This is a genomic window from Streptomyces sp. NPDC107471, assembly GCF_055582845.1.
The window spans coordinates 712409-734854 of sequence record NZ_JBVJPC010000003.1 but is presented as its reverse complement, the minus strand read 5'-3'; the positions used below and the strand labels follow the sequence as shown (position 1 = coordinate 734854).

General features: G+C 72.1%; 25 protein-coding genes and 1 pseudogene. 10 read left to right on the top strand and 16 right to left on the bottom strand.

Features of this window, described 5'->3' with window-relative positions; all coding sequences use genetic code 11:
• Window positions 1–2: 2 nt before the first annotated feature.
• Window positions 3–1937: an RICIN domain-containing protein gene (locus ACZ66S_RS12890; RefSeq protein ID WP_469901534.1), complete on the bottom strand. Its 1935-nt coding sequence runs from the start codon at window positions 1935–1937 to the stop codon at window positions 3–5.
• A gap of 367 nt (window positions 1938–2304) precedes the next feature.
• Window positions 2305–3240, bottom strand: a complete 936-nt coding sequence (locus ACZ66S_RS12885) for a helix-turn-helix domain-containing protein (RefSeq protein ID WP_469901533.1) — start codon at window positions 3238–3240, stop codon at window positions 2305–2307.
• A 63-nt stretch (window positions 3241–3303) separates the two neighbouring features.
• Here ACZ66S_RS12885 and ACZ66S_RS12880 point away from each other — a divergent pair, with 63 nt between their 5' ends.
• Window positions 3304–4104, top strand: coding sequence for a phytanoyl-CoA dioxygenase family protein (locus tag ACZ66S_RS12880; RefSeq protein ID WP_469901532.1), 801 nt, complete (start codon window positions 3304–3306; stop codon window positions 4102–4104).
• Here the strand turns inward: ACZ66S_RS12880 and ACZ66S_RS12875 are convergent, their stop codons facing one another.
• From ACZ66S_RS12875 to ACZ66S_RS12865, 3 genes are all read right to left on the bottom strand, one after another.
• Window positions 4105–5076, bottom strand: a complete 972-nt coding sequence (locus tag ACZ66S_RS12875; RefSeq protein WP_469901531.1) for an aldo/keto reductase — start codon at window positions 5074–5076, stop codon at window positions 4105–4107.
• A gap of 77 nt (window positions 5077–5153) precedes the next feature.
• On the bottom strand, window positions 5154–5693 hold the full coding sequence (locus ACZ66S_RS12870) for a flavoprotein (RefSeq protein WP_469901530.1): 540 nt from the start codon (window positions 5691–5693) through the stop codon (window positions 5154–5156).
• Window positions 5694–5702: 9 nt separating this feature from the next.
• Window positions 5703–6161: a nuclear transport factor 2 family protein gene (locus tag ACZ66S_RS12865; protein ID WP_469901529.1), complete on the bottom strand. Its 459-nt coding sequence runs from the start codon at window positions 6159–6161 to the stop codon at window positions 5703–5705.
• Between the two features lie 106 nt (window positions 6162–6267).
• On the opposite strand from ACZ66S_RS12865, the gene ACZ66S_RS12860 reads away from it, so the two are divergent.
• A complete protein-coding gene (locus ACZ66S_RS12860; RefSeq protein WP_469901528.1) occupies window positions 6268–6819 on the top strand; it encodes a TetR/AcrR family transcriptional regulator in 552 nt (183 codons plus the stop codon).
• A gap of 668 nt (window positions 6820–7487) precedes the next feature.
• Here ACZ66S_RS12860 and ACZ66S_RS12855 read toward each other — a convergent pair.
• Together ACZ66S_RS12855 and ACZ66S_RS12850 are read right to left on the bottom strand one after the other, a co-directional pair.
• The gene (locus ACZ66S_RS12855; protein ID WP_469901738.1) at window positions 7488–7688 is read right to left on the bottom strand and encodes a ferredoxin; all 201 of its coding nucleotides are present in this window, start codon (window positions 7686–7688) and stop codon (window positions 7488–7490) included.
• An 18-nt stretch (window positions 7689–7706) separates the two neighbouring features.
• Complete coding sequence (locus ACZ66S_RS12850) at window positions 7707–8906, bottom strand: cytochrome P450 (protein ID WP_469901527.1); 1200 nt, start codon at window positions 8904–8906, stop codon at window positions 7707–7709.
• A gap of 389 nt (window positions 8907–9295) precedes the next feature.
• Between ACZ66S_RS12850 and ACZ66S_RS12845 the strand changes: the two genes are divergently transcribed.
• Entirely contained in the window at window positions 9296–9745 is a 450-nt protein-coding gene (locus tag ACZ66S_RS12845; RefSeq protein WP_469901526.1) for a nitroreductase family deazaflavin-dependent oxidoreductase, read from the top strand.
• Between the two features lie 63 nt (window positions 9746–9808).
• On the opposite strand, the gene ACZ66S_RS12840 is transcribed toward ACZ66S_RS12845, so the two are convergent.
• Window positions 9809–10780, bottom strand: coding sequence for a cation diffusion facilitator family transporter (locus ACZ66S_RS12840; RefSeq protein ID WP_469901525.1), 972 nt, complete (start codon window positions 10778–10780; stop codon window positions 9809–9811).
• 95 nt (window positions 10781–10875) lie between these two features.
• Between ACZ66S_RS12840 and ACZ66S_RS12835 the strand changes: the two genes are divergently transcribed.
• Entirely contained in the window at window positions 10876–11913 is a 1038-nt protein-coding gene (locus ACZ66S_RS12835; protein ID WP_469901524.1) for a glutathione S-transferase family protein, read from the top strand.
• Window position 11914: 1 nt separating this feature from the next.
• Window positions 11915–12211 (top strand): DUF4235 domain-containing protein, encoded by a 297-nt coding sequence (locus ACZ66S_RS12830; RefSeq protein WP_469901523.1) that lies wholly within the window; start codon window positions 11915–11917, stop codon window positions 12209–12211.
• A 1-nt stretch (window position 12212) separates the two neighbouring features.
• On the opposite strand, the gene ACZ66S_RS12825 is transcribed toward ACZ66S_RS12830, so the two are convergent.
• The 3 genes from ACZ66S_RS12825 to ACZ66S_RS12815 form a co-directional block, all read right to left on the bottom strand.
• Complete coding sequence (locus ACZ66S_RS12825) at window positions 12213–12605, bottom strand: VOC family protein (RefSeq protein WP_469901522.1); 393 nt, start codon at window positions 12603–12605, stop codon at window positions 12213–12215.
• Between the two features lie 78 nt (window positions 12606–12683).
• Window positions 12684–13151, bottom strand: coding sequence for a pyridoxamine 5'-phosphate oxidase family protein (locus ACZ66S_RS12820; protein WP_469901521.1), 468 nt, complete (start codon window positions 13149–13151; stop codon window positions 12684–12686).
• A 25-nt stretch (window positions 13152–13176) separates the two neighbouring features.
• Window positions 13177–13710 carry a GNAT family N-acetyltransferase gene (locus ACZ66S_RS12815; RefSeq protein WP_469901520.1) on the bottom strand — a complete coding sequence of 178 codons (534 nt, stop codon included), beginning with the start codon at window positions 13708–13710 and terminating at the stop codon, window positions 13177–13179.
• Window positions 13711–13800: 90 nt separating this feature from the next.
• Between ACZ66S_RS12815 and ACZ66S_RS12810 the strand changes: the two genes are divergently transcribed.
• Together ACZ66S_RS12810 and ACZ66S_RS12805 are read left to right on the top strand one after the other, a co-directional pair.
• Window positions 13801–14163: a DUF1304 domain-containing protein gene (locus ACZ66S_RS12810; protein ID WP_469901519.1), complete on the top strand. Its 363-nt coding sequence runs from the start codon at window positions 13801–13803 to the stop codon at window positions 14161–14163.
• On the top strand, window positions 14160–14723 hold the full coding sequence (locus ACZ66S_RS12805) for a TetR/AcrR family transcriptional regulator (protein WP_469901518.1): 564 nt from the start codon (window positions 14160–14162) through the stop codon (window positions 14721–14723). The genes ACZ66S_RS12810 and ACZ66S_RS12805 overlap by 4 nt, the downstream gene beginning before the upstream one ends.
• A gap of 7 nt (window positions 14724–14730) precedes the next feature.
• Here the strand turns inward: ACZ66S_RS12805 and ACZ66S_RS12800 are convergent, their stop codons facing one another.
• Both ACZ66S_RS12800 and ACZ66S_RS12795 read right to left on the bottom strand, forming a co-directional pair.
• Window positions 14731–15567 (bottom strand): hypothetical protein, encoded by an 837-nt coding sequence (locus ACZ66S_RS12800; RefSeq protein WP_469901517.1) that lies wholly within the window; start codon window positions 15565–15567, stop codon window positions 14731–14733.
• A gap of 61 nt (window positions 15568–15628) precedes the next feature.
• Window positions 15629–16588 carry a GlxA family transcriptional regulator gene (locus ACZ66S_RS12795; protein WP_469901516.1) on the bottom strand — a complete coding sequence of 320 codons (960 nt, stop codon included), beginning with the start codon at window positions 16586–16588 and terminating at the stop codon, window positions 15629–15631.
• A 71-nt stretch (window positions 16589–16659) separates the two neighbouring features.
• Here ACZ66S_RS12795 and ACZ66S_RS12790 point away from each other — a divergent pair, with 71 nt between their 5' ends.
• On the top strand, window positions 16660–17610 hold the full coding sequence (locus tag ACZ66S_RS12790; protein WP_469901515.1) for an NADP-dependent oxidoreductase: 951 nt from the start codon (window positions 16660–16662) through the stop codon (window positions 17608–17610).
• Between the two features lie 7 nt (window positions 17611–17617).
• Here ACZ66S_RS12790 and ACZ66S_RS12785 read toward each other — a convergent pair.
• Window positions 17618–18725: pseudogene (locus ACZ66S_RS12785) on the bottom strand (NAD(P)-dependent alcohol dehydrogenase).
• Between the two features lie 23 nt (window positions 18726–18748).
• Entirely contained in the window at window positions 18749–20203 is a 1455-nt protein-coding gene (locus ACZ66S_RS12780; protein WP_469901514.1) for an aldehyde dehydrogenase family protein, read from the bottom strand.
• 103 nt (window positions 20204–20306) lie between these two features.
• Between ACZ66S_RS12780 and ACZ66S_RS12775 the strand changes: the two genes are divergently transcribed.
• Window positions 20307–20744, top strand: coding sequence for a MarR family winged helix-turn-helix transcriptional regulator (locus tag ACZ66S_RS12775; protein WP_469901513.1), 438 nt, complete (start codon window positions 20307–20309; stop codon window positions 20742–20744).
• A gap of 118 nt (window positions 20745–20862) precedes the next feature.
• Entirely contained in the window at window positions 20863–21294 is a 432-nt protein-coding gene (locus ACZ66S_RS12770) for an anti-sigma factor antagonist (RefSeq protein WP_469901512.1), read from the top strand.
• A gap of 57 nt (window positions 21295–21351) precedes the next feature.
• On the opposite strand, the gene ACZ66S_RS12765 is transcribed toward ACZ66S_RS12770, so the two are convergent.
• Window positions 21352–22305 carry a ribose-phosphate diphosphokinase gene (locus tag ACZ66S_RS12765; protein WP_469901511.1) on the bottom strand — a complete coding sequence of 318 codons (954 nt, stop codon included), beginning with the start codon at window positions 22303–22305 and terminating at the stop codon, window positions 21352–21354.
• Window positions 22306–22446 lie beyond the last annotated feature (141 nt).

Genomic DNA, 22446 nt, shown 5'->3' with positions numbered 1-22446 from the left:
GGTCAGCGCCCGCCGCCGTAGCCGCCGCCTCCGTACCCGCCGCCGTATCCGTAGCCACCGCCGTACCCGCCGCCGTAGCCGCCCGATCCGCCGCCGCTCCGGTCGCCCCAGGAGCAGTGGTACGGGTCGGTGGAGCAGTAGTCGCTCGGGGACGGGCTGCTCGACGGGGTCGGCGTGGCCGTCGGCGCGGCGGTCGCCGTCGGGGTCGGTGTCGGCGTCCTGGAGGGCGCGGGGGCCGACTTCGGGGTGGGCGTGGGGCTGCTGTCCGCGTCCCAGTTGACCGCCGCCATCTGGGGGTCGGCCTTCGAGGTGTCGAACACCCAGCGCTGGGCGGGACCGTCCTCGCGGTTCTTCAGGACCAGCGCGCCGGAGCCGTCGGTGGCGGCGGGAGTCAGGGCCAGGTCCTGGTTCCAGCGCGGTACGAGGGTGCCCTGGAGGGTGAAGTCGTAGCGGATGTCCTTGGCGCCGGGCGCGGTGGCGCCCGAGCAGGCCGAGAGCCGCACCGAGAACCCGAGGCGGGAGTCGAGGCACAGCTCGGGGTCGGCGGTGCTGCGCAGCAGCCCGTCGGTCTCGTACGTCCACTGCTGGCCCTCGGCGGCGGAGCACTTGGCGAGCTCGGTCTCGGCGCCCCGGGCGAGCTTCCCGCCGACGACGTCGACGCACAGCCCGGACTCGACGTTGTGCAGGCGGCCGCGCAGGTCTCCCTGGCGGGCCTCGCCCGCCCCGGCCTTCGACGGGTCGCTGGTCGAGGAGGCCGTGTCGGTGCCGGGTGTCCCGGAGGGAGCGGCCTCGACGGATCCGTCGCCGTCGGAGTGGAACGAGGACCAGATGACCAGGGGGAGCACGACGAGCCCGCTCACCGTCAGGACGGCGACGGCGAGGTTGCGGCGGGAGGCACGGCGGGCGGCCTTGTGGGCCGAGCGCCGGGACGCGGAGCGGCCGCGGGGCCCGGGGCCGGGAGCGCCGGACGCCGGGTCCACGGGAGCGGGGCCGGACATCGCGCTGTCCTCGCCCGGTCCGGCGAAGGGCATGGGGGCCCCGAAGTCCTCGGCCACGAACGGCCGTGCCGGCGCGTGCCGGTGGGCCTCCCGCGCCACTGCCGGGTCGTCGACGGTCAGCCGTGACTGGACGTAGGCGGCGGCAGCCCAGCCGAGCACGGCCTCGGCGAGGGCGAGGCCGAGCTGCCCGTTGAACTGGTGCAGTTGGTCCGCGGTGTGCATGCAGTGCCGGCACCGCTCCAGGTGTGTGCGCAGATCGGGGTCGATGTCGACACCGCCGCGCCGGTAGGTCACGTCGAGCAGGCGCAGGTAGTGCCGGCACTCCTGCTCGGGGGCGAGTTCACGGTGGACCTGGAGGCACTCCTCGCGCAACCGCTCGCGGGCCCGGCGCAGTTCGACACCGGCGTCCTCCTCGTCGAGGCCGAGGAGGCCCGCGGGGAGGGATATCGGCTCGGCCTCGACCTCGGTGTGCCACAGCAGGCAGCGGGCGGACTGCTGCAGCCGCTGGAAGGCACCGGACAGCAGGCGCCGCTCGGCGGGGGGCAGCAGCCGGGCCGCCGCCCGGTCGCCGTCCGCGCCGGTTCTCAGCTCGGGGTGGAGCATCTCCCGGCGGCCGTCGGCGTCCCACTCGGCCGCGATCCGGCGGACGGTGACGAGCAGATGGGGCCGCCAGGCGGCGGTCGGCCCGGTGTGGCGCAGGGACTCGCCGAAGAGGCGGGTGAACGCGGCCGTGGTGAGCATGCCCGCGGGGCGGGGACCGTCGGTGCACAGCCGCGCGTAGGCGAAGGCGGCTTCCCAGTGCCGGTCGAGGAGTTCACCGACGGGCTGCAGGGCCGGCGTCGTGCCGCTCCACTTCTTGAGCTCGGCGCTCAGTTGCTCGTCCGTGACGTCGTACGGGCGAACCGGAGACGGGGAATTCGACAGTCCTGCGTCTTTCACGGCGGCATTTCCTCCCGAGGGCATGCTGCATTGCATTAAGTCCATACCAATGGGTACGTCCGCCTGGGCCAGCTCTTTTGAAGCGTGTAGGGCGTACGGAGGGGGTCAAGATCACACAGGGGAGAATGCATTGTCCGTGCGCTGACAAGGCACACCTTTGCACAGGTCAAGGACGCCCAACAAGTGATCCCACGGTTTTACGCGTCCCGTCGGCCCGCTGCAGATAGACGTCTTGTCAACACCGGCGTCCCGCGGATTGTGATACTCGGGATTTCGCATTTGGAAACGGGATTCAGTCAACTCCCCGATGAGATCCAGACAACCATTGAACGTCCACTGCACGGCGTGTGCGGGCGGCCCCGGGGTGTCATGTCCCAACCATTGGGGTGCCCGCCGCCCGGTAGGCGCCGGGCGGGGTGCCGTAGCGGTCACGGAAGACACGGTTGAAGTGGAAGGGGCTGGCGAAGCCGGAGGCGGCGGCGACGCGCTCCACGGACAGGTCGGTGCTCTCCAGCAGCCGCGCGGCGTGCTGCAGCCGCGCCTCGCGCAGCGCGCGCATGGGTGAGCGGCCGAGCTCCCGGGTGAAGAGGTGGGCGAACCGGGACGGGGACAGCGAGACCCCGGCGGCCAGCGACCGGACCGTGTGCGGGGCACCGGGGTCGGCCGCGATCAGCTCCTGGGCGCGCTGGACGCGGGGGTCGACACCGGTTCCGGGCCGGAGGCCGCGCGCGGCGCCGGCGGTGAGCAGGACGACCTCCTCCAGTGCGCCCAGGGCGAGTTCGCGGGCGGTGGTGCCGTGGGCCACGGCGACGGCCACCCGGGCCTCGGGCGGGACGCTGTCGGGCGGGGTGCCGGTGCCGGTCCAGCGGGCGTCGGCGAGCATCCGGCGAAAGGCCGCCTCGACACGGGCGTGCGAACCGGTTCCGGCGGCCCCCGGGGTGACCACGTACAGCCCGTCCCCCCTGCCGTGCGGCTCCAGCCAGGCGGCCCAGGACGGCCTGGCTCCGCAGTGCGCCCACCAGAACTCCCAGTGCGCGGAGCCCTGTTGGACGCCGTAGCGGTGCGGGGTGCCGGGGGCGAGCACCACCAGGTCGCCGGCGCCCGCGCCGGTCTCGGTCCGTCCCTGGCGCAGGGTGCCCCGCCCGGCCACCGTCCAGGTGAACAGCCAGCTCTCGGCGCCGCGCGGCCGCTGGACGCCGTAGCCCGGCGGTTCGTCGTAGCGGCCCACGACCACGAGGCCCGGCGGTGGGCCCGGGTCGCCGGGCGCAGCCGTCTCGGGCAATCCGTCGGCGGTCACGGGCATCCTCCTCGCACGGGCTGCGGCCTAGCGTGACGAGTGGAACACATCCGACCGAGGAGGGGACACATGACCGTCACAGGCATCGGGACAGGCGTCCGGCAGTTCCAGGAGGACGGCTTCATGGTCGCCCGGGGGCTGTTCGCTCGCGAGGAGATCGACCGGCTGTGCGCCGCGTTCACGGCCCTGCGCGCCGCCGGGCCGGTGCCGGGGCACTTCGAGCCGAGCGCGCCGGGCGGGTCGGCGGATCCGCTGCGGAGGTATCCGCGCGTGATGCAGCCGCACGAGATCAGCGACCTCGGGCGGCGCTTCCTGCTGGACGCCCGGCTGCGGGAGGTGCTGGAGACGCTGCTCGGGGAGGAGGTGCTGGCCGCCCAGAGCATGTTCTACTTCAAGCCGCCGGGGGCGCGGGGGCAGGCGCTGCACCAGGACAACTTCTATCTGCGGGTCGAGCCGGGCACGTGCGTCGCGGCCTGGGTGGCCTGCGATGTGATCGACCGGGACAACGGAGGGCTGGAGGTCGTCCCCGGCACGCACCGGATGGACCTGTTCTGCCCCGAACTCGCGGACGCGGAGGTGTCGTTCGCGCGGGAGTACGTGGCACCGCCGCCAGGGCTCGCGCCGGTGCCCGTCGACATGGCTCCGGGGGACGTCCTGTTCTTCAACGGCAGCCTGGTGCACGGGTCGCAGCCGAACCGCACCGCCGACCGGTTCCGGCGCTCGTTCATCGGGCACTACGTGGGCTCGTCCGCCGAACGGATCGGGCACTACTACCGGACGCTGTCCATGAACGGTGAACGGGTGCCCCTCGCGGAGAGCGAGGGGGCGGGTCCGTGCGGTACGGAGTTCGCACCGCACGGACCGCACTGATCAGCCGTGCCCGACGACGGGGCGGGCCGTGTACGGCCCCTCCAGTTCCTCGATCTCCTTCTCGCTGAGCTCCAGTTCCACCGCCGCGACGGCGTCCTCGATGTGGTGCGGCCTGCCCGCGCCCACGATCGGGGCCGCCACCGTGTCCTGGGCCAGCAGCCAGGCCAGGGCCACCCGGGCGCGGGGGACGCCCCGGTCGCCGGCGATGCGGGTCACCGCCTCGACGATGTTGCGGTCGCCCTCCTGGTAGAGGCGGCTGCCGAAGTCGTCGGTGGAGCTGCGGTCGGTGACCGTGCCCCAGTCCCGGGTCAGCCGGCCGCGGGCCAGCGGGCTCCACGGCAGGGAGCTGACGCCCTGGTCGGCGCAGAGCGGCAGCATCTCGCGCTCCTCCTCGCGGTAGAGGAGGTTGTAGTGGTTCTGCATGGACACGAACTTGGTCCAGCCGTGGAGCTCGGCCGTGTACTGCATCTTGGAGAACTGCCAGGCGTACATCGAACTCGCCCCGATGTAGCGCACCTTGCCCGCCTTCACCAGGTCGTGCAGCGCCTCCATCGTCTCCTCGACGGGGGTGCGGGGGTCGAAGCGGTGGATCTGGTACAGGTCGACGTAGTCGGTGCCGAGGCGCCGCAGGCTGTGGTCGATCTCCGTCATGATCGCCTTGCGGGAGAGCCCCGCCGCGTTCTGCCCGGACCGCATCCGGCCGTGCACCTTGGTCGCGAGCACGATCTCGTCGCGGTTCGCGAAGTCCGCGAGCGCCTTGCCGACGATCTCCTCGCTGGTGCCGTCGGAGTAGACGTTCGCGGTGTCGAAGAAATTGATGCCGGCGTCCAGCGCCTGCCGTATCAGGGGCCGCGACGCCTCCTCGTCGAGGGTCCACTCGTGCACGCCGCGGTCCGGCAGGCCGTAGGACATGCAGCCCAGACAGATCCGCGAGACGTCCAGGCCCGTCGAACCGAGCTTCACGTACTGCATCGTTGCTGCTCCTGCCTTCGAGAGGGGTCCGAAGGGGAGCGTACGACTTCACGGGCGATCAAGGTCCCCTGGCCGCCCTACTCGATCAGGTCCAGTGCCCGCTCCCAGCCGAACTCCCCGCCGCCGGCGCCCTGGTGGGGATCCCCGAACCGCACTCCCATCCCCCGCAGCCGGATCAGGCTGTCCTGGTAGGCGGGGTGCCCGGCGAGGTCGTCGGAGACACAGGGCAGGACGCCGACGGGGACGCCCCGGCCGACCACCTCGCACAGCGTGGCCACGGCGAGGGTGTCGGCCATTCCCGCCGCCCATTTGTTGACGGTGTTGAAGGTGGCCGGGGCGACCACGACCGCGTCCGGGTCCGGGAAGGGCCGCGCGTCCCCCGGGCGGCGCCACGCGGAACGGATCGGGTAGCCGGTCTGCGCCTCGACGGCGGCCGCGTCGAAGAAGCCGTTCATGGCGGTGGGGGTGGCGATGACCCCCACGTGCCACTCCCGCTCCTGCGCGGCGGTGATCAGCTCGCCGACGCCGGCCGCGATGCCGGCGGCGCAGACGACGACGTACAGGAAGGGCGGTGTGTCGTCCGGTGCGGAACCCTTGGCGGAACCTTGTGCGGTCATCCGGGAACCCTACTGAAGCGGGAAGGACAACCCCCGCTCGCTCTCGGGGCGGGGTCCGTGGAGCCGGCGCTCCTTCTCCTCGATGGCCACGTCGTTGATGCTCGCCTCGCGCCGGGTCATCAGCCCGTGCTCGTCGAACTCCCACAGCTCGTTGCCGTACGACCGCCACCACTGTCCTTCGGCGTCCTGGCACTCGTACTGGAAGCGGACGGCGATGCGGTTGCCGTCGAAGGCCCACAGGTCCTTGCGCAGCGCGTACTCCCGCTCGCGGGCCCACTTCGCGGTGAGGAACTCGACGATCTCGGCGCGGCCGGTGACGAAGGTGCCGCGGTTGCGCCACTCGGAGTCCTCGGAGTAGGCGAGGGCCACCCGCTGCGGGTCGCGGGTGTTCCAGGCGTCCTCGGCGGCCTGCACCTTCTGGGCGGCGGTCTCGCGGGTGAAGGGCGGCAGGGGCGGGCGGTCGTTCATGGTGTCCTCCGTGGCCGAAGCGGCCTGCACGGTGGAGAACGGGCGTTCTCCGGGGTGCCTGCTACCGTAGGAGAACGCACGTTCTCACGTCAAGGAGTGGTCGTCCATGGACAGCGCAGCGGCCCGCGAGCGGGTGCTGGACGCCGCCGAGGAACTGTTCTACGGGCGGGGCATCCAGTCCGTCGGCATGGACGAGATACGCGGTGCGTCGGGGGTCTCCCTCAAGCGGCTCTACCAACTGTTCCCGGCGAAGGAACAGCTCGTGGAGGCCTACCTGGAACGCCGGGACGGCCGCTGGCGGGGCAGACTGGCCGACTTCGTGGCCCTCCGCCCGGACCCCGAGGAACGGATCCTCGCGGTCTTCGACTGGCTGGCGGAGTGGTTCGGCGAGGAGGGCTTCCGCGGCTGCGCGTGGATCAACTCGTACGGCGAGCTGGGCGCGACCTCGGACCGGGTGGCGGCCCAGGTCCGGTCCCACAAGAGGGCGTTCGCGGACTACCTCACCTCCCTGGTGACCGACGCGGGCCGACCCACCTCTTTGGCAGCCCCGCTCTTCCTGCTCGCCGAGGGAGCGATGGTGACGGCGGGCATCACGGGAACACCCCACCCGGCCGCCGAGGCACGGACCGCGGCACAACTGCTGCTGGACGCCCAGTGATACGAGCGCCGGGTCTTGGTCAGCGCCCGGCCTCCGACGAAGCCGACGAAGGCCGTGGATCGCCTGAACCCGGTGACGGCAACCTTCACGCCGACTCTCACCGGTGCCACCGAGACACATGACGTGACCTGACAGCTCCCGCACTCCCACGGACGTCGGCCGGCAACGGGCGCCGCAGCCCGGACGGCCGCCCGAACGGGTGACGGCGGGAACCTCGCCGCGTCGCGCCCTGCCCCACCGGGGCCCGGGAGGCCTGTCCGCTGCTGAGCTCCCGCTGAGGCAGGACGGCAACGGTGGCGCGGTCTAGCGGCCTCCCGGACTTCGGGTAGCCCGAGCCTGACTGTGGGGACCGGCCCAATGGCTGCCGATCGCCGCTGAATCAGCGGGCCGCGCGGGCGGATGACGTTGCCCAGCAGGTGCGCGCGAGCCACTCCGGCCCCCTCCCGGCAGCCGAGCCAGGTGCGCCGGGCCGGACCCGCCTCGCTGCTGCCCAGGGTGTCGGCGGAGCTCCGGGACGCTCCGGCGGTAACGGAGGGCCCCGCCGCTCAAGGTGAGCGCTTCAGGCCCACGTCCCGCTCGGCCGAGCCATGGGCCTCGTCCTCGTCCCGGCCGGACGGCAGTCCGGCGGGCGCGGCGGTGGTGCCGGTCAGGGGCGAGGCCCTCGGCTCTCAGGTCGCTCTCTCCGAGACGGTGATCGCGGCCACGGGGCAGGCTCGGGCGGCCTCTCGGAGCATGGGGTCGCCGCCGCCGTCCTCCCGGCCGGGCAGGAGCGTGCTGAAGCCGTCGTCGTCCTGGGTGAAGACGCCCGGGGCGGCCAGGGCGCACTGGCCCGCCCCGATGCAGACGTCCTTGTCGATGTCGATGTCCATGCGCATCGTCGGAGCCTCTTACCAGGTCACGGGGAGTTCCAGCATCCCCTGGATCGTGTCGCCGGGTTTGAAGGGGATCTCCTCGGCGGGGACCGCGAGGCGCAGGGTGGGGAGCCGGTCGAAGAGCGTGCCCAGGGCGATCTCCAGTTCGGCGCGGGCGAGGTTCTGGCCGAGGCACTGGTGGATGCCGAAGCCGAAGGCGATGTGGTGCCGGGCGGACCGGTGCCAGTCGAGGGTGTCGGGGTCGGCGTAGACGTCCTCGTCGCGGTTGACGACCGAGGTCGAGAACACCACCCCGTCGCCCGCACGGATCGTCGTGCCGGCCACCTCGATGTCCTCCAGCGCCATCCGCAGCAGCCCGTCGGCGATCGACAGCATCCGCATGAGCTCCTCGACCGCGTTCGGGACCAGCGCGGGGTCGGTGCGCAACTCGGCCAGCCGGTCGGGGTGTCGGAGCAGGGTGAAGGTGCCGAGCGAGATCATGTTGGCGGTGGTCTCGTGGCCGGCGACCAGCAGGATGATCGCCAGGGCGATCAGCCCCTCACGGTTCAGCTCACCGTTCCGCAGCTCCCGGTGGACGAGTTCGTCGAGCACACCGTCGCCGGGCTCCGACTGCTTCTGCTTGCGGTCGATCAACTCGTCGAAGTACGCCTCGAGCTGGTCGCGGGCATCCATGACGTCGTCGGCCGTGGGACCGCGCAGCAGCCGCCGGGACTGCCCCTCGAAGAAGTCGTGGTCGGTGTAGGGCACGCCGAGCAGGGCGCAGATCACGGTCGAGGGGACGGGCAGCGCGAAGGCGGTCACCAGCTCCGCGGGCGGCCCCTGGGCGATCATCGCGTCGATGCGCTCGTCGACGATCTCCTGGATGCGGGGGCGCAGTTCGGTGGCCCGGCGCAGCGTGAAACTGGGCACCATCATGCGCCGCTGGACCCGGTGCTCGGGGTCGTCCACGCCCAGCAGCGCGGTCCTCCGGTTCTTGACCGCCGCGAAGCGTGCCGTGGGCGCGGGAAAGCCGTCCCGGGTGCGGTCGGTGGAGAGTCTCGGGTCGGCGAGCAGGGCGCGCGCGGTGCCGTGTCCGGTGACCAGCCAGGCCGGACGGCCGTCGAAGAGAGTGATCCGGGACAGCGGGCGGTCGCCGCGCAGGGAGTCGTAGGCGGCGGGCGGGTGGTAGGGGCAGGTCCGGTCCTGGGGGAAGGCGACGGGTTCCGTTTCCGTCATGGAAGACCTCGCAGACGAAGGGTGCCTCGTGCAGATCCTCATTAGATGCCCCGGGCATCTATAGGGCGACGAGAAGTTCGGCCAGATCGGTGGCGCGGGCAATCTGGCCGGAGATCGTCGCCTTGCGGAGGGGTGCCTTCCGGGCGGAGCCGTCGTGCCCTTGGGGTCCAGCCCGCCGTGGGCCTCCGGCCACCTCGGTATCCGGCCACGGCGGGCCCCGTCGGTGCGCGCTCCGTCGGCCATGACATGCCGGCCGGCACCTCGGGACTTCGTGTCGACGGTGGTCGTCATGGGCAGTTCCCTGGGAACCCGCTCGGGATGATTCCCGTGCGGGGCGGTGTTGAAGAGCCGCACGGGACGCCGTAGCAGACGACTAGGAGACGTGAACCATGCCTCTTGAGGGCGAGTACGAGCCCAGCCCGACCCAGTGGGTGCGTGAGCAGGTGGAGTTGTACGAGAGCTCCGGTGGCACCGAGGGCAACACGCTCATGGACACGGGGATGCCGGTCATCGTGCTGACGACCCGCGGCGCGAAGAGCGGCAGGATCCGCAAGACGCCGTTGATGCGGGTCGAGCACGAAGGCCGGTACGCGGCGGTCGCCTCGCTGGGCGGGGCGCCCCAGCACCCGGTCTGGTACCACAACGTCAAGGCCGACCCGCATGTCGAGCTCCAGGACGGACCGGTCAAGCGGGACTTCGTCGCCCGCGAGGTCACCGGGACCGAGAAGGACGAGTGGTGGAAGCGTGCCGTCGCCGCGTACCCGCCGTACGCCGACTACCAGAAGAAGACGGACCGGGTGATTCCGCTCTTCGTGCTGGAGCCCGTCGACGGGAGCTGACCGCCTCGCGCGGAAATCTCCCGCCGACGACGCATGGACCGGTTCCGGCCGGGCACCCGAGCGTCAGGCCCCGCCGCGTTCCCCCGTCGCGGCGGGGCTTTGCGCTGCTTCCTCGGCCGGCCGGTCGGTCACGTCGAGGAAGATCTGGTCCGCCTCGGCCACGGTCCGGGAGACGGACCGCTTGATGCGTACGGCGACCTCCTCGACCTGCTCGCTGTCCAGGCCCGGCACCAGGTCCACCCGGGCGGCCACCAGCACCGAGTCGAGCCCCATCTTCATGGTGAAGAGCGCCTCCACGCTGTCGATCTCGGGCTGCGCGTCCAGCAGTGCCCGGATCCGGGCACTGGACTCCGGGTCCGCGGCCTCGCCGATGAGCTGTCCCTTGGCCTCGCGGCCCAGCCGGTAGGCCACGTAGACCAGCAGCAGGCCGATGGCCAGCGAGGCGGACGCCTCCCACACCACCTGCCCGGTGACCATGTGCAGCGCCATGCCGATCATGGCCAGCGTCACCCCGAGCACCGCCGTGCCGTCCTCGGCGACCACCGTGCGCAGGGCCGGGTCGCGCATGCCCTCGGCGGCCCCGCCCTGCTTGCGCACCTGGTGCAGGGCCCGCAGCAGCGAGGCGCCCTCGGCGAGAAGGGCCACGCCCAGCACGATCAGACCGGCCACATAGCCGCTCAGCTTCTCCTCGGCGCCGTTGCGGAGCGCCTCGATGCCCTGGAAGAAGGAGAAGCAGCCGCCCATCACGAAGATGCCGACGGCCGCGATCAGCGACCAGAAGAACCGCTCCTTGCCATAGCCGAAGGGATGTCGCCGGTCGGCGGGGCGGCGGCTGCGGCGCAGCGCGGCCAGCAGGAAGACCTCGTTGAGGCTGTCCGCCACGGAGTGCGCCGCTTCCGACAGCAGCGCGGGCGAGCCGGCGAGGAGGCCGCCCACGGCCTTGGCGACGGCGATCACCAGGTTCGCTGCCAGGGCCACCAGTACGGTGACGCGAGTTTTCCGGTCTGCTGAGTCGTTCGTCGATGTCCCGCTCACCCACGCCGACTGCCCGGCTCCCGGGCACTCACACCGTGCCGATTCCCGAAAACGGGGAACGCGTCCACCAGGACAGGCGTCAGACGGGAGGAACCATGGGCAGCGCCGACGACGGCAACAGCGCGTACGGCCAGAAGGCGTTCAAACGGTCCAAGAGCCATTTCGCGGACCGGGTCACCGCCGACGGCCGGGACGGCTGGCCGGTGGAGGCAGGCCGCTACCGCCTGGTGGTCAGCCGCGCGTGTCCCTGGGCCAGCCGGGCGGTGATCTCACGACGGCTGCTCGGGCTCGAGGACGCGCTCTCGATGGGGATCGCCGATCCGATCCAGGACGACCGGAGCTGGCGTTTCACCCTGGACCCGGACGACCGCGACCCGGTGCTGGGCATCCGGTATCTGAGCGAGGCCTACGACAGGCGGGAGAGCGACTATCCGGGCGGGGTGAGCGTGCCGGCGCTGGTGGACGTCCCCAGCGGGAAGCTCGTCACCAACGACTACCAGCAGCTCACCCTGGACCTGGCCACCGAGTGGACGGCCCTGCACCGGGAGGGCGCGCCCGACCTGTATCCGCAGGCGCTGCGCGACGAGATCGACACCGTGATGGCGGACATCTACGAGGACGTCAACAACGGTGTGTACCGGGCGGGTTTCGCCACCGGCCAGGAGGAGTACGAGGAGGCGTGCGCGGGCGTCTTCCGCCGCCTCGACCTGCTGACCCCGCGGCTGGAACGGCAGCGGTACCTCGTCGGGGACACCATCACCGAGGCGGACATCCGCCTGTTCACCACTTTGGTGCGTTTCGACTCCGTCTACCACGGTCACTTCAAGTGCAACCGTTGGAAGCTGGCCGAGAACGAGGTGCTGTGGGCGTACGCGCGCGACCTGTACCAGACGCCGGGCTTCGGGGACACCGTCGACTTCGACCACATCAAGCGGCACTACCACCAGGTGCACACCGGCATCAACCCGACCGGCATCGTGCCGCTCGGGCCGGACCTGGCGGGCTGGCTGACGCCGCATCACCGTGCGGAGCTCGGCGGCCGTCCGTTCGGCGACGGGACCCCGCCGGGCCCGGTGCCGACGGCCGAGGCGGTTCCGGCGCACCACCGACCCACCACTGAGCAAGGAGACTGACGTGGCAAAGAAGAAGAAGCTGCCCCTCGCCTACAAGCCCCTCGGCTTCGTACTGGGCTGGACGAGCGGAACGCTGGCGGGCCTGGCCTTCCAGAAGACCTGGAAGGCCATCCGCCACGAGGACAACGCCCCCGACGCCCTGGACCGTGACCGCGGCTGGGGAGAGATCCTGCTGGCGGCCGCGATCCAGGGGGCCATCTTCGCCGCGGTGCGCAGTGCCGTGGACCGCACGGGGGCCAAGGCCATCGAGCGGTCCACGGGTGTCTGGCCGGCCGCCGAGAAGGGCGGACGCGACTGACTCAGCCCTGCTTGGGCGCCGTCGGGGTGACCAGGCGCACAGTGAAGGAGTGTCCGGCGGGGTCGGCGTACCCGCGTTCCTCGAACGGCCCCGCCGCGTCCTTGGTGTCCAGGGGGCGCCCGCCGAGCTCCACCACCTTGCGCTCGACCTCGTCCAGGTCCTCCACCACGAAGTCGATGTGGGCCTGGAGGGAGTTCTCGGGGCGGGGCCAGCTCGGCGGTGTGGCGTTCACGTCTCGGCGGAACGCCAGCCGGAAGCCGTCCGCTCCCCTGATCTCCACGCGGTTCGCGGTCGCGTCGGTCTGCTCGGCCGCCAGCAGCTCCTTGTAGAACACGGCGAGCTTCTCGGGCTCGGCACAATCGAGCACGACGACCCCCGCTTTCACCAGTGCCATGTCTCCTCCGAAGGGTCCGGCCACGGGGTGTTGGCGCCCCGCGGCCCTGTTCCTTGCGGATATCCCGGCACGGCCGATTCAGTCGGCGGCCAGCCACCGTCCGTCCCGCATCAGCTCACGCCCGGTGAGTTCGTTCGCCTCCCGCCAGGCCTGCACGCGCTGCGGACGGACCCGGAAGTACAGGTAGGGCGTGGTGAGTTGCCGGGGGTCGAAGCCGGTCCGCTCGGCGAACCGGTCCCCCTCGGCCTCGGTCAGTTCCGCCTGGGTGACGGTGTCGACGGTCCCCTCGATCATGACGACGTCCCGGGTGGGCCCGAGGCCGAGCCGTACCCTGCCGGTCGACCGCAGGTTCCGCCCGGTGGGACTGCCGGCCGGGGTGGCGAGCAGGAGGGTGGAGCCGTCCCAGAGGAACGAGAGGGGGACGAGGTACGGCACCCCCGAGCCGTCGTCCGGGGCCGTGGCGACCCAGACGTCCTCGTCGTGCTCCAGTCGGTGCAGGGTGTCCTGCGTGCGCTGCTTCCCGGGGCGGGGCGGCTGCGGGGCCATCGGCGTACGTCCTCCTGCTTGCTCGTCAACTGACGTGATCAGTCTCGTCGTTCGGCCCGGGTTCGACCTCCGACTTTCGTCCCAGGGCGTGCCGCAGTGTCACGGCGTGGGCGCCGAAGCCCTGGCGCTCGTAGAAGCGGATCGCCTCGGGGTTGGCCGAGTAGGCGGCGACCTCCGCCTGCCGGGCCCCCTGGGCCTCGGCCCAGGCCAGGAACTCCGCCACCAGACGGGCGCCGACCCGGGCGCGCCGATGGGCCGGGCGGACGTACAGACCTTGCAGCGTGGCCGACTTGACGGGTCGTACGGCCGAGGGCTCGGTCAGGGAGCCGGTCAGGTGTCCCACGACCTCGCCCTCGTGCGTCACCACCAGGACGAGCCGGGCCGGATCCGCCAGGGCCGCCGTGAAGGAGGCGGCCCCGTGCTCACGCGGCCAGCCGATGTCGACGCTCGGGTCCCTGGTCCCGGCGTCCTCGGCGAACAGGCCCGCGCTGGAGGCGACGAGCCCCGCGATGTCGTCGGAGCCGGCGCGGCGGACGGTCAGGTCTTCGTCGGTGGTCATGGTCCGCACGCTAGCGGCCGACACTGACAGTGGGTTTCTTGGACGGGTGTCCAGCTATAGTGGACACCCGTCCAAGAAGTGGGGAAGCTGATGGAGATCCTGGCGAACGTGCTGGTCGGCCTGGTGGCGGCACTGCACGTGTACATCCTGGTGATGGAGATGTTCCTGTGGCAGCGGAAGCCGGGGATGTCCTTCCACGGCTTCGACCGGGAGATGGCCAGGGCCACCGCCGCGCTGGCGGCCAACCAGGGGCTCTACAACGGCTTCCTCGCGGCGGGCCTGGTGTGGGGTCTGGTCGCCGCGGACCCGACGGGGTTCCGGGCGCAGGTCTTCTTCCTGGTCTGCGTGATCGTCGCGGGCGTGTACGGCGCCGTCACCGCCAACGTCCGGATCCTCGCCGCGCAGGCGTTGCCCGGCGCGCTCGCCCTGGCCGCCGTCCTCCTCGCGCGGTGACCCGCCCCGTCCCCGAGGACCCGCGGGCCGCACGCACCCGGGCGAGACTGCGCGAGGCACTGCTCGCCGAGTGCGCCGAGCGGCCGCTGGAGGAGGTCGGCGTGGCCGCGCTGGTGCGGCGGGCCGGGGTCGGCCGGGCCACCTTCTACGTGCACTACGACGGCCTGGAGGCGCTCGCCGTCGACGCCTGCGCGGACGTCGTACGGGACGCCGTGGACGCGCTGCACGCCTGGCGCGGGCGCCCCGATCCGGTGCACGCGCCGCCCGCGCTCGCGGAGTTCTTCGCCTCGCTCGCCCCGCACGCCGCCCTGTACCGGTCCCTGCTCGCCCCGGGCGGCGGCGGCCCGCTGGGCCGGGTGCTGCACCGGGACCTGCGCGCCTACAGCCTGCGGGAGCGCGAGCTCGCGGGCGCCGCCGACGCCCCTCTGGTCGCCTCCGCGGTCGCCGCCACCTTCGCCGGCGTCCTCGCCGACTGGCTGCACGGCCTGCTCGACGCCGGCGCCGGCGACATCGCCGACCAGGTCTGGCAGTTGCTGGTCGCGCTGCACGCCAGCCGGTGAGGTCACCTCACTTGCAGGCCACCTGCTCCCCGAGCAGGGGCCAGGCCTCCACGCCGTCGGGGGTGCGGACGTACGCCGTGCGCGCGGTGCCGGTCAGCCACAACTCCCGCTTCCCGTACCGGTGTCCGGTGTCGTGGGCGTCCGCCGGCAGGGTGGCCGAGCCGTCGTAGGGAGAGGTGAGCATGCCGGGGTCGAGCAGGCCCCGCGGGTCACGGGCGTAGGTCCGCTCCCCGAGCCGGAGGAAGTGCACCTCGGACCAGCCGCAGTGGTCGTCCCCCGGGCCGCTGCTCACCTCGCCGGTGGGCAGCCGCACGCCCGCGCGGTCGGTCCAGATCTCGTAGCCGTGCGAGGCCGTCCACGCGGCGGGGAGTTCGGAGGGGTCGCAGGACGCGCTGGTCTCCGGGCCCCAACCGGGCCTGTCCTGCTGGTCCTTGGCGACCACGACGGCCACCTTGGTCCGGCCGTCGACGTCGTAGGAGTACAGCACGCGGTCCGCCTCCCGGCGCTCCACGCGGTAGCCGGAGCGCGGCTCGCCCGGGTCGAACAGGTCGAAGTACAGCTCCAGTCCCTCCTCCGGGCCGTCTCCGCCGTCGTCCTCGCTCCAGCCGTCGGGGCCGTTGCCGTTGTGGATCTCCCCGGCGCACTCCAGGGCCCGGCCGGCCGCGCCCGAGGCGAGCCGCAGCGCCCGCGGGGTGTACTCGTCGAGTTCCTTCGTGGGGACGTGCATCGGACCGTCGTACACGGCGGCCGGGGCGGTGCCCTCGACCACCACGCCCTCCCCGGACTCGCACCCCGCGACCGTCATGACCACGACCACCGGCACCAGCCACAGCCCTCTGCGCATGCCCGCCCCCTGTACCCCGTCCGCTCTCATGATCCTTCGACGCCGGGGCGCCCGGGAACGTTCAGCGCACCGCCGTCTGGAACGTGCGCCGGTACACCTGCGGCGACACCCCGATCGCCGCGTGCAGGTGCTGCCGCAGGGACGCGCCCGTGGCGAACCCCACGCGGGCGGCGATCTGGTCGACCGACAGATCGCTGGACTCCAGGAGGTGCCGGGCCCGGACCACACGCTGCTGGATCAGCCAGCGGCCGGGGCTGAGGCCGACCTCGTCGTTGAAGCGGCGGGCGAAGGTGCGCAGGCTCATCCGGGCGTGGGTGGCCAGGTCGCCCAGGGTCAGCGGCTCGTCGAGGCGTTCCAGCGCCCAGGCGCGGGTCCCGGCCGTGCTCGCGGCGCCCTGCTCCGGGACGGGCTGCTCGATGTACTGGGCCTGGCCGCCGTCCCGGAAGGGCGGCACCACACAGCGGCGGGCGACCGTGTTGGCGAGCTCGCTGCCGTGGTCCTTGCGGACGAGGTGCAGGCAGATGTCCACGCCGGAGGCGGCACCGGCCGAGGTGAGGATGCGGTCGTCGTCGACGAAGAGCACGTCGGGGTCGAGCTCGACGTGCGGGTACAGGCGCCGGAAGTGGTCCGCGAGCTGCCAGTGGGTGGTCGCCCGGCGGCCCTCCAGGAGACCGGCCGCGGCGAGCACGAAGGCGCCGGTGCAGATGGAGACGATCCGGGCGTCGGGGCGGATGAACGCCAGCGCCTCGCGCACCTCCTCCGGGAGTTCGGTGGGCATCCGCTCCGGTGAGACGGGAGTGATCACCACGGTGTCGGCCGTGGCGAGGATCTGCGGTCCGTGTTCGACGCCGATGGTGAAGTCGGCGTTGCTGCGCACCGGTCGGCCGTCGACCGAACAGGTCAGCACCTCGTACCGGCCGTCGGCGGCGCCGAGGATCCGGCTGGGGATGCCGAGCTCGAAGGGATACACGCCGTCCAGGGCCAGCACCACGACCCGCTCGGTCCGCTTCACATGTCGCATGGCACGATCCTATCGAAGCTTGGCAATCGTGCCATTTCCCGGACGGGCGGAGCCGGGCAGGCTGGACGACCATGAGCACTGTGAACACCATGCGAGCCATCAGCCAGGACACCCTCGGCGGTCCCGAGGTCCTCAAGGAGATCGAGGTCGAGCGCCCCGCGCCGCGACCGAACCAGGTACTGGTCCGGGTCCGGGCGGCCGGCCTGAACCCGACCGACTGGAAGCACCGCGCCACCGGCGGCTTCCTCGGCGAGCCGCCGTTCGTCCTCGGCTGGGACGTCTCCGGCGTCGTCGAGGCGGTCGGCGTCGGGGTCGCCGCCTTCCGGCCCGGTGACGAGGTGTTCGGCATGCTGCCGTACCCCTTCGGGCACGGTTCGCACGCCGAGTACGTCCTCGCGCCGGTGCGGGCCCTCACCCACAAGCCGGCCTCCGTCGACCACACCCAGGCCGGTGCGCTGCCCCTCGTGTCGCTGACCGCGTGGCAGGCATTGGTCGAGCGCGCCGACCTGCGGCCGGGACAGCGGGTACTGATCCACGCGGCCGCGGGCGGGGTGGGCCATGTGGCCGTGCAGATCGCCAAGGCGCGGGGCGCCCATGTGATCGGCACCGCGAGCGCGGGCAAGCACGACTTCCTGCGCGAACTGGGCGCGGACGAGGTGATCGACTACCGGGAGACGGACTTCGCCGAGGCGGTGAAGGACGTCGACGTGGTGCTGGACACGCTCGGCGGTGAGACGTCCGTGCGTTCGCTGCGGGTGCTGCGGCCGGGCGGGATCGTGGTGTCGATCATCCCGGTCGGCTCGGACGAGTTCGGCGAGGAGGCCGAGCGGCTGGGCGTCAGGGCCGTGCGCATGCTCGTGGACGCCGACCGGGCGGGGATGGAGGCGATCGCCGAGCTGGTCGAGAAGGGCGAGCTGCGGCCCACGATCGCGGGCACGTTCCCGCTGGCCGATGCCGCCAAGGCGCACGCCGAGGGCGACACCGGCCGGACGACGGGGAAGCTGGTCCTCGTGATGGACTGACCCCGGCTCAGAACGTCAGCACGGGCTTGATCGCCTTGCCCGCGCCCATGTCCCGCACCGCCTGGTCGATGTCCGCGAACGGATAGGTGCTGATCAGGCGGTGCAGCGGGAGCCGCCCTTCCTTCACGAGACGGACCAGGGCGGGAATGAAGCTCCGCGTCTCGGCGTCGCCGAGGGTGAGGCCGACGACCCGCTTGCCGCCGAGCAGCCCGTTCACGTCCAGGGAGACCTCGGTGCCGAAGGGCGGGGCGCCGACGACGACCAGCGTGCCGCGGGCGCCGAGCGCGTCGACGCCCCGGCGCAGGACGCCCACGTTGCCCGTGGTCTCCACGATGCCGTCCGCGCCCTGCCCGCCGGTGAGCGCGGCAAGGGCCTCGCCAACGTCCTCCGCAGCCGCGTCGACGGTGTGGGTGGCGCCCAACTCCCTTGCCAGGGTGAGGCGTTCACTGACCCGGTCGACGGCGACGATCGTCGTGGCCGGGGTGAGGACGGCCGCCATGACCGCGGACAGGCCGACGGCTCCGGCGCCGAGCACGACGATCGTGGACCCGGTGACCGGCTTCAGTACGTTCCACACGGCGCCCGACGCCGGTCTGCACTCCGCAGCCGAGCGGGGCGACGGACTCCAGCGGCACCTCCGGGTCGACCTTGACGAGGCTGCGCTCGTCGACCAGGGCGCGCTCGGCGAAGGAGGACTGGCCGAAGAAGTGCCCGCCGAGCGGCTCGCCGTCCCGGCTGATGGTGCTGGTGCCGTCGGCCCGGCGGCCACCGAGGAGGTTCAGCGGCAGCCAGGTCGCGCAGTACGCCGGGTGGCCGCCGGCGCAGTTGCGGCAGTCGCCGCAGGACGTGAACGACAGCACGACATGGTCACCCGGGGCCACACCGGTGACGGCGGAGCCCACGGCCTCGACGACTCCTGCGCCCTCGTGGCCGAGGACCCCGGGCAGCGGGAAGGGCAGTCCGCCGCTCGCCACGCCGAGGTCGGTGTGGCACAGGCCGGTCGCGACCATGCGGACGAGCGCCTCACGGGGGCCCGGCTCGTCGAGGGTGACGTCGCAGAGGGTGAAGGGGGCGCCGCCGGCCTCGACCACTGCGGCACGGGTGGTGATGGACATCGTACGAACTCCTCTGCGGACGCTCAGTCGAGCGAGACGACGACGGACTTGACCTTGGTGTAGGCGTCGAGCGCCTCGGGGCCGTACTCACGGCCGTAACCGGAGTCCTTGACCCCGCCGAAGGGCACCGCGGGGTCGAGCATCGCCCAGTCGTTGACCCAGACGATGCCCGCCTGGAGGCGGTCGGCGATCCGGTGGGCACGGGCGAGGTTGCTCGTCTGGACACCCGAAGCCAGGCCGTACGGCGTCGAGTTGGCGAGTGCGACGGCCTCGTCCTCGGTGTCGAAGGGCTGCACGGTCAGGACCGGGCCGAAGATCTCCTCCTGCACCACCCGGGAGTCGTTGGGGAGGTCGGCGATCACGGTGGGCCGGTAGTAGAAGCCGCCGTCGAGGTCGAGGCGGTCACCGCCGCAGACGATCCGGCCGCCCTCCTTGCGGGCCAGGTCGACGTACTCCTCGACCTTCCTCAGATGCTTCTCCCCCGCCATCGGGCCCACGACGGTCGCGGGGTCCCGCGGGTCGCCGACCGGGACGCCGGGCACGGCCTCGGCGAGGATGCCGAGCAGGGTGCCGTGGACCGGGCGGGCCACGAGCAGGCGCGGGCCGCCCATGCAGAACTGGCCGGTGTTGAAGACGAACGCCTTGATGATCGCGCCGACCGCCTTCTCCAGGTCGGCGTCCTCGAAGACGATGTGGGCCGCGTTGCCGCCGAGTTCCATCGTGACGGGCTTGAGGGCCTCGCCCGCGGTGGCCGCCACGTGCCGCCCGATCGCGGTGGAGCCGGTGAAGGCGACCTTGTCGATCCCGGGGTGGCGCAGCAGGGCCTCGCCGGCCACCGGGCCGGTCCCGGTGACGATGTTGACGACCCCGTCCGGTACCCCGGCCCGCTGGAGCAGTCCGGCCATGTACAGAGCGCTGAGCGGGGTCTCGTCGGCCGGCTTGTGCACGACCGTGTTGCCCGCGGCGAGGGCGGGTCCGATCTTGGAACCGGCGAGGATCAGCGGGAAGTTGAAGGGCGTGATGGCGGCGACCACGCCGAGCGGTTCGCGCCTGGTGTAGGCGAGGGCGTTCATGGGCGTGTTCCGGACGGCACCGTCCAGGGAGTGGGCGAGGGCCGCGAAGTGCTCGTAGTCGTTGGCCGCGTTGGTCACGTCGACGGCGTGGCACAGCGAGACGGGCTTGCCGACGTCCAGGCTCTCCAGCCGGGCGACGTCGTCGGCGTTCTCGCGGATCAGCTCGGCGACCCGGTGCAGGATCCGGCCCCGCTCACGGCCGCTGAGGCCCGACCAGGCGCCGTCGTCGAAGGCCTCCCGGGCGGCGCGGACGGCCGCGTCCACGTCGGCGGCGCCGGCCTCCGCGACGGTGGTGACGACCTCGCCCCGGGACGGGTCGACGACGTCGGTGCGGGCGCCGTCGGCGGCCTCGCGCCACCGGCCGCCCACGAAGAGCCGCCCGGGTTCGATCTCGATGGAGGACATCGCCGCTCCTCAGCTTAGTCGCCAAGATTTCAACAAACAGGATTCCTGTTGGTTCGCAGTCTGTTTACGGACAGGTTTCCTGTCAATGGTCTAGCCTGAACCCATGCTCGACTCCCAGGTGACCAAGGCGCCCCCGTCACTCCTCTACATGGTGAAGCAGGTGGAGCTGGTCGTCCGCTCCCACCTGGACGAGCTGGTCAGGCCGTCCGGCATCACCGCCCTGCAGTACACGGCCCTCACGGTCCTGGAACGCCACGACGGACTGTCGGCGGCGCAGTTGGCCCGGGACTCCTTCGTCACCGCCCAGTCGATCGCCGACCTCGTGCGCTCCCTGGAGACCCGCGGACTGGTGCGCCGGGAGCGCAACCCGAGGAACCGCCGCGAGCTGCTGATCCTGCTGACCGAGGAGGGGCGCGCGCTGCTCGCGGAGCACGCGGGCCCGGTGCGGGAACTGGAGGAGCGGATGGTGCGGGACCTCACCGCGCACCAGACCGAGCAGTTCCGGCAAGCGCTCACCAGGGCCTGGCACGCCCTGTCGTGAGCCGGGCGCGAGCCCCGCGTGAACATGGCGCGAACCAGCGGTCGCAATTCAAAGACATATGTCAATCGAACATGCTCAAATTCACTCCATCGAGGGTAACTTGCAGGGCGGGGGCAGGATGTGTGCGCACCCCGTGCCCCCCGAGGAGCCGGTTGGAGGCGATGTCGTCGTGCAGCAGGAACCCGCGCCGCCGTCCCGGCATCTGCGTGTCCACCAGGAGCGCGGTCACACCGTCCTGGAGTTCCGCGGCGAGATCGACATCGCCGCGGCCGTCGAGCTCCTCCCCCACCTGGACCGGATCACCGGGCAGCCCGGCGCGCGGCTGGTCATCGACCTCAGTGGCGTGGAGTTCTTCGACTGCTCCGGGCTGCGGCTGCTGTACCGGGCCCGCTCGCGCGTACTCGCCCACGACGGCCGACTGCTCCTGGTCTGCACGCACCCGCTCACCCTGCGGATCGTCCGGGTGACCGGCCTGGCCCGGCTGCTGCCCCCGCTGCCGTCGCTGGACGCGGCCCTGGGCCAGCCCGAGGCCACGTCCGAGACCTTGTGACCGCGGGCCCTCCCGGCCAGCCGGAGGACGGCGGACCTGTCCCGCGCTGCCTCGCGACTACTCGCCGCGGGGCGCGTCGAACAGGGCGCTGACCGACTCGCCGTTGTGAATGCGCCGTACGGCCTCGGCGAGCGCGGGGGCGATGGACAGGATCCGCAGCTTGTCGGTGCGCTCCTCGTCGGGGACCGGCACGGTGTTGGTGCACACGATCTCCAGGACGTCCGGCTGCTCCCCGATCCGCTTGAGGGCACCGTCGGCGAAGAGCCCGTGTGTACAGGCGACCCGGATGGAGCGTGGGCCCAACTCCCGCAGCCTTTCGAGCAGTTCGAGGACCGTGCTGCCCTTGGCGATCTCGTCGTCCAGCACGATGACGTCCCGCCCGGCGATCTCGCCGATGACGTCGCTGATGCTGACCCGGTCGTCGGCGAACCGCTGCTTGGCGCCCGCGGCCACCTGGGCCCCGATCAGCCGGGCGAAGGCGGCCGCCTCCTTGGCGTTGCCGAGGTCCGGGGAGACCACGGTGGTACGGGAGAGGTCGTACTGCTGGAAGTGCGCGGCCAGCTCGCGCAGCGCGTGCAGGTGGTCGACGGGCACCGAGAAGAAGCCGTGCACCTGCGGGGAGTGCAGGGTCATGGCGAGGACCCGGCTCGCCCCGGCCGCCACCATCAGGTCGGCGACGAGACGGCCGCCGAGGGAGATACGGGGCGCGTCCTTCTTGTCGGAGCGGGCGTAGGAGTAGTGCGGCATGACGACGGTGATCCGGCGCGCGGAGGCACCACGGGCCGCGTCGCACATCAGCAGCAGCTCCACCAGGTTCTCCTGGACCGGCCTGACCAGCGGCTGGACGAGGAAGACGTCCCGCTCGCGGCAGTTGGCCTGGAGCTGCACCTCCAGGCAGTCGTTGGCGAACCGGCTGACCCGGGTGGGGCTGAGCGGCACCCCCAGATGCGCGCAGACCTCCGCCGCCAGCTCGGGGTGGGCGCTACCGCTGAACACGGCGATGTCTCGCACGGATCCGCTCCTAGGATGATCATCTCGGGTGGCCGGGCTCATGCTACTGGCCCGCCCACCGGCCGGCCGGGCGGCGAAAACCGGTTGCGGTGCCCCGGTCGGCGGACGTCATCATGGGCCCGCCCGCGTTCCCTCACGTCA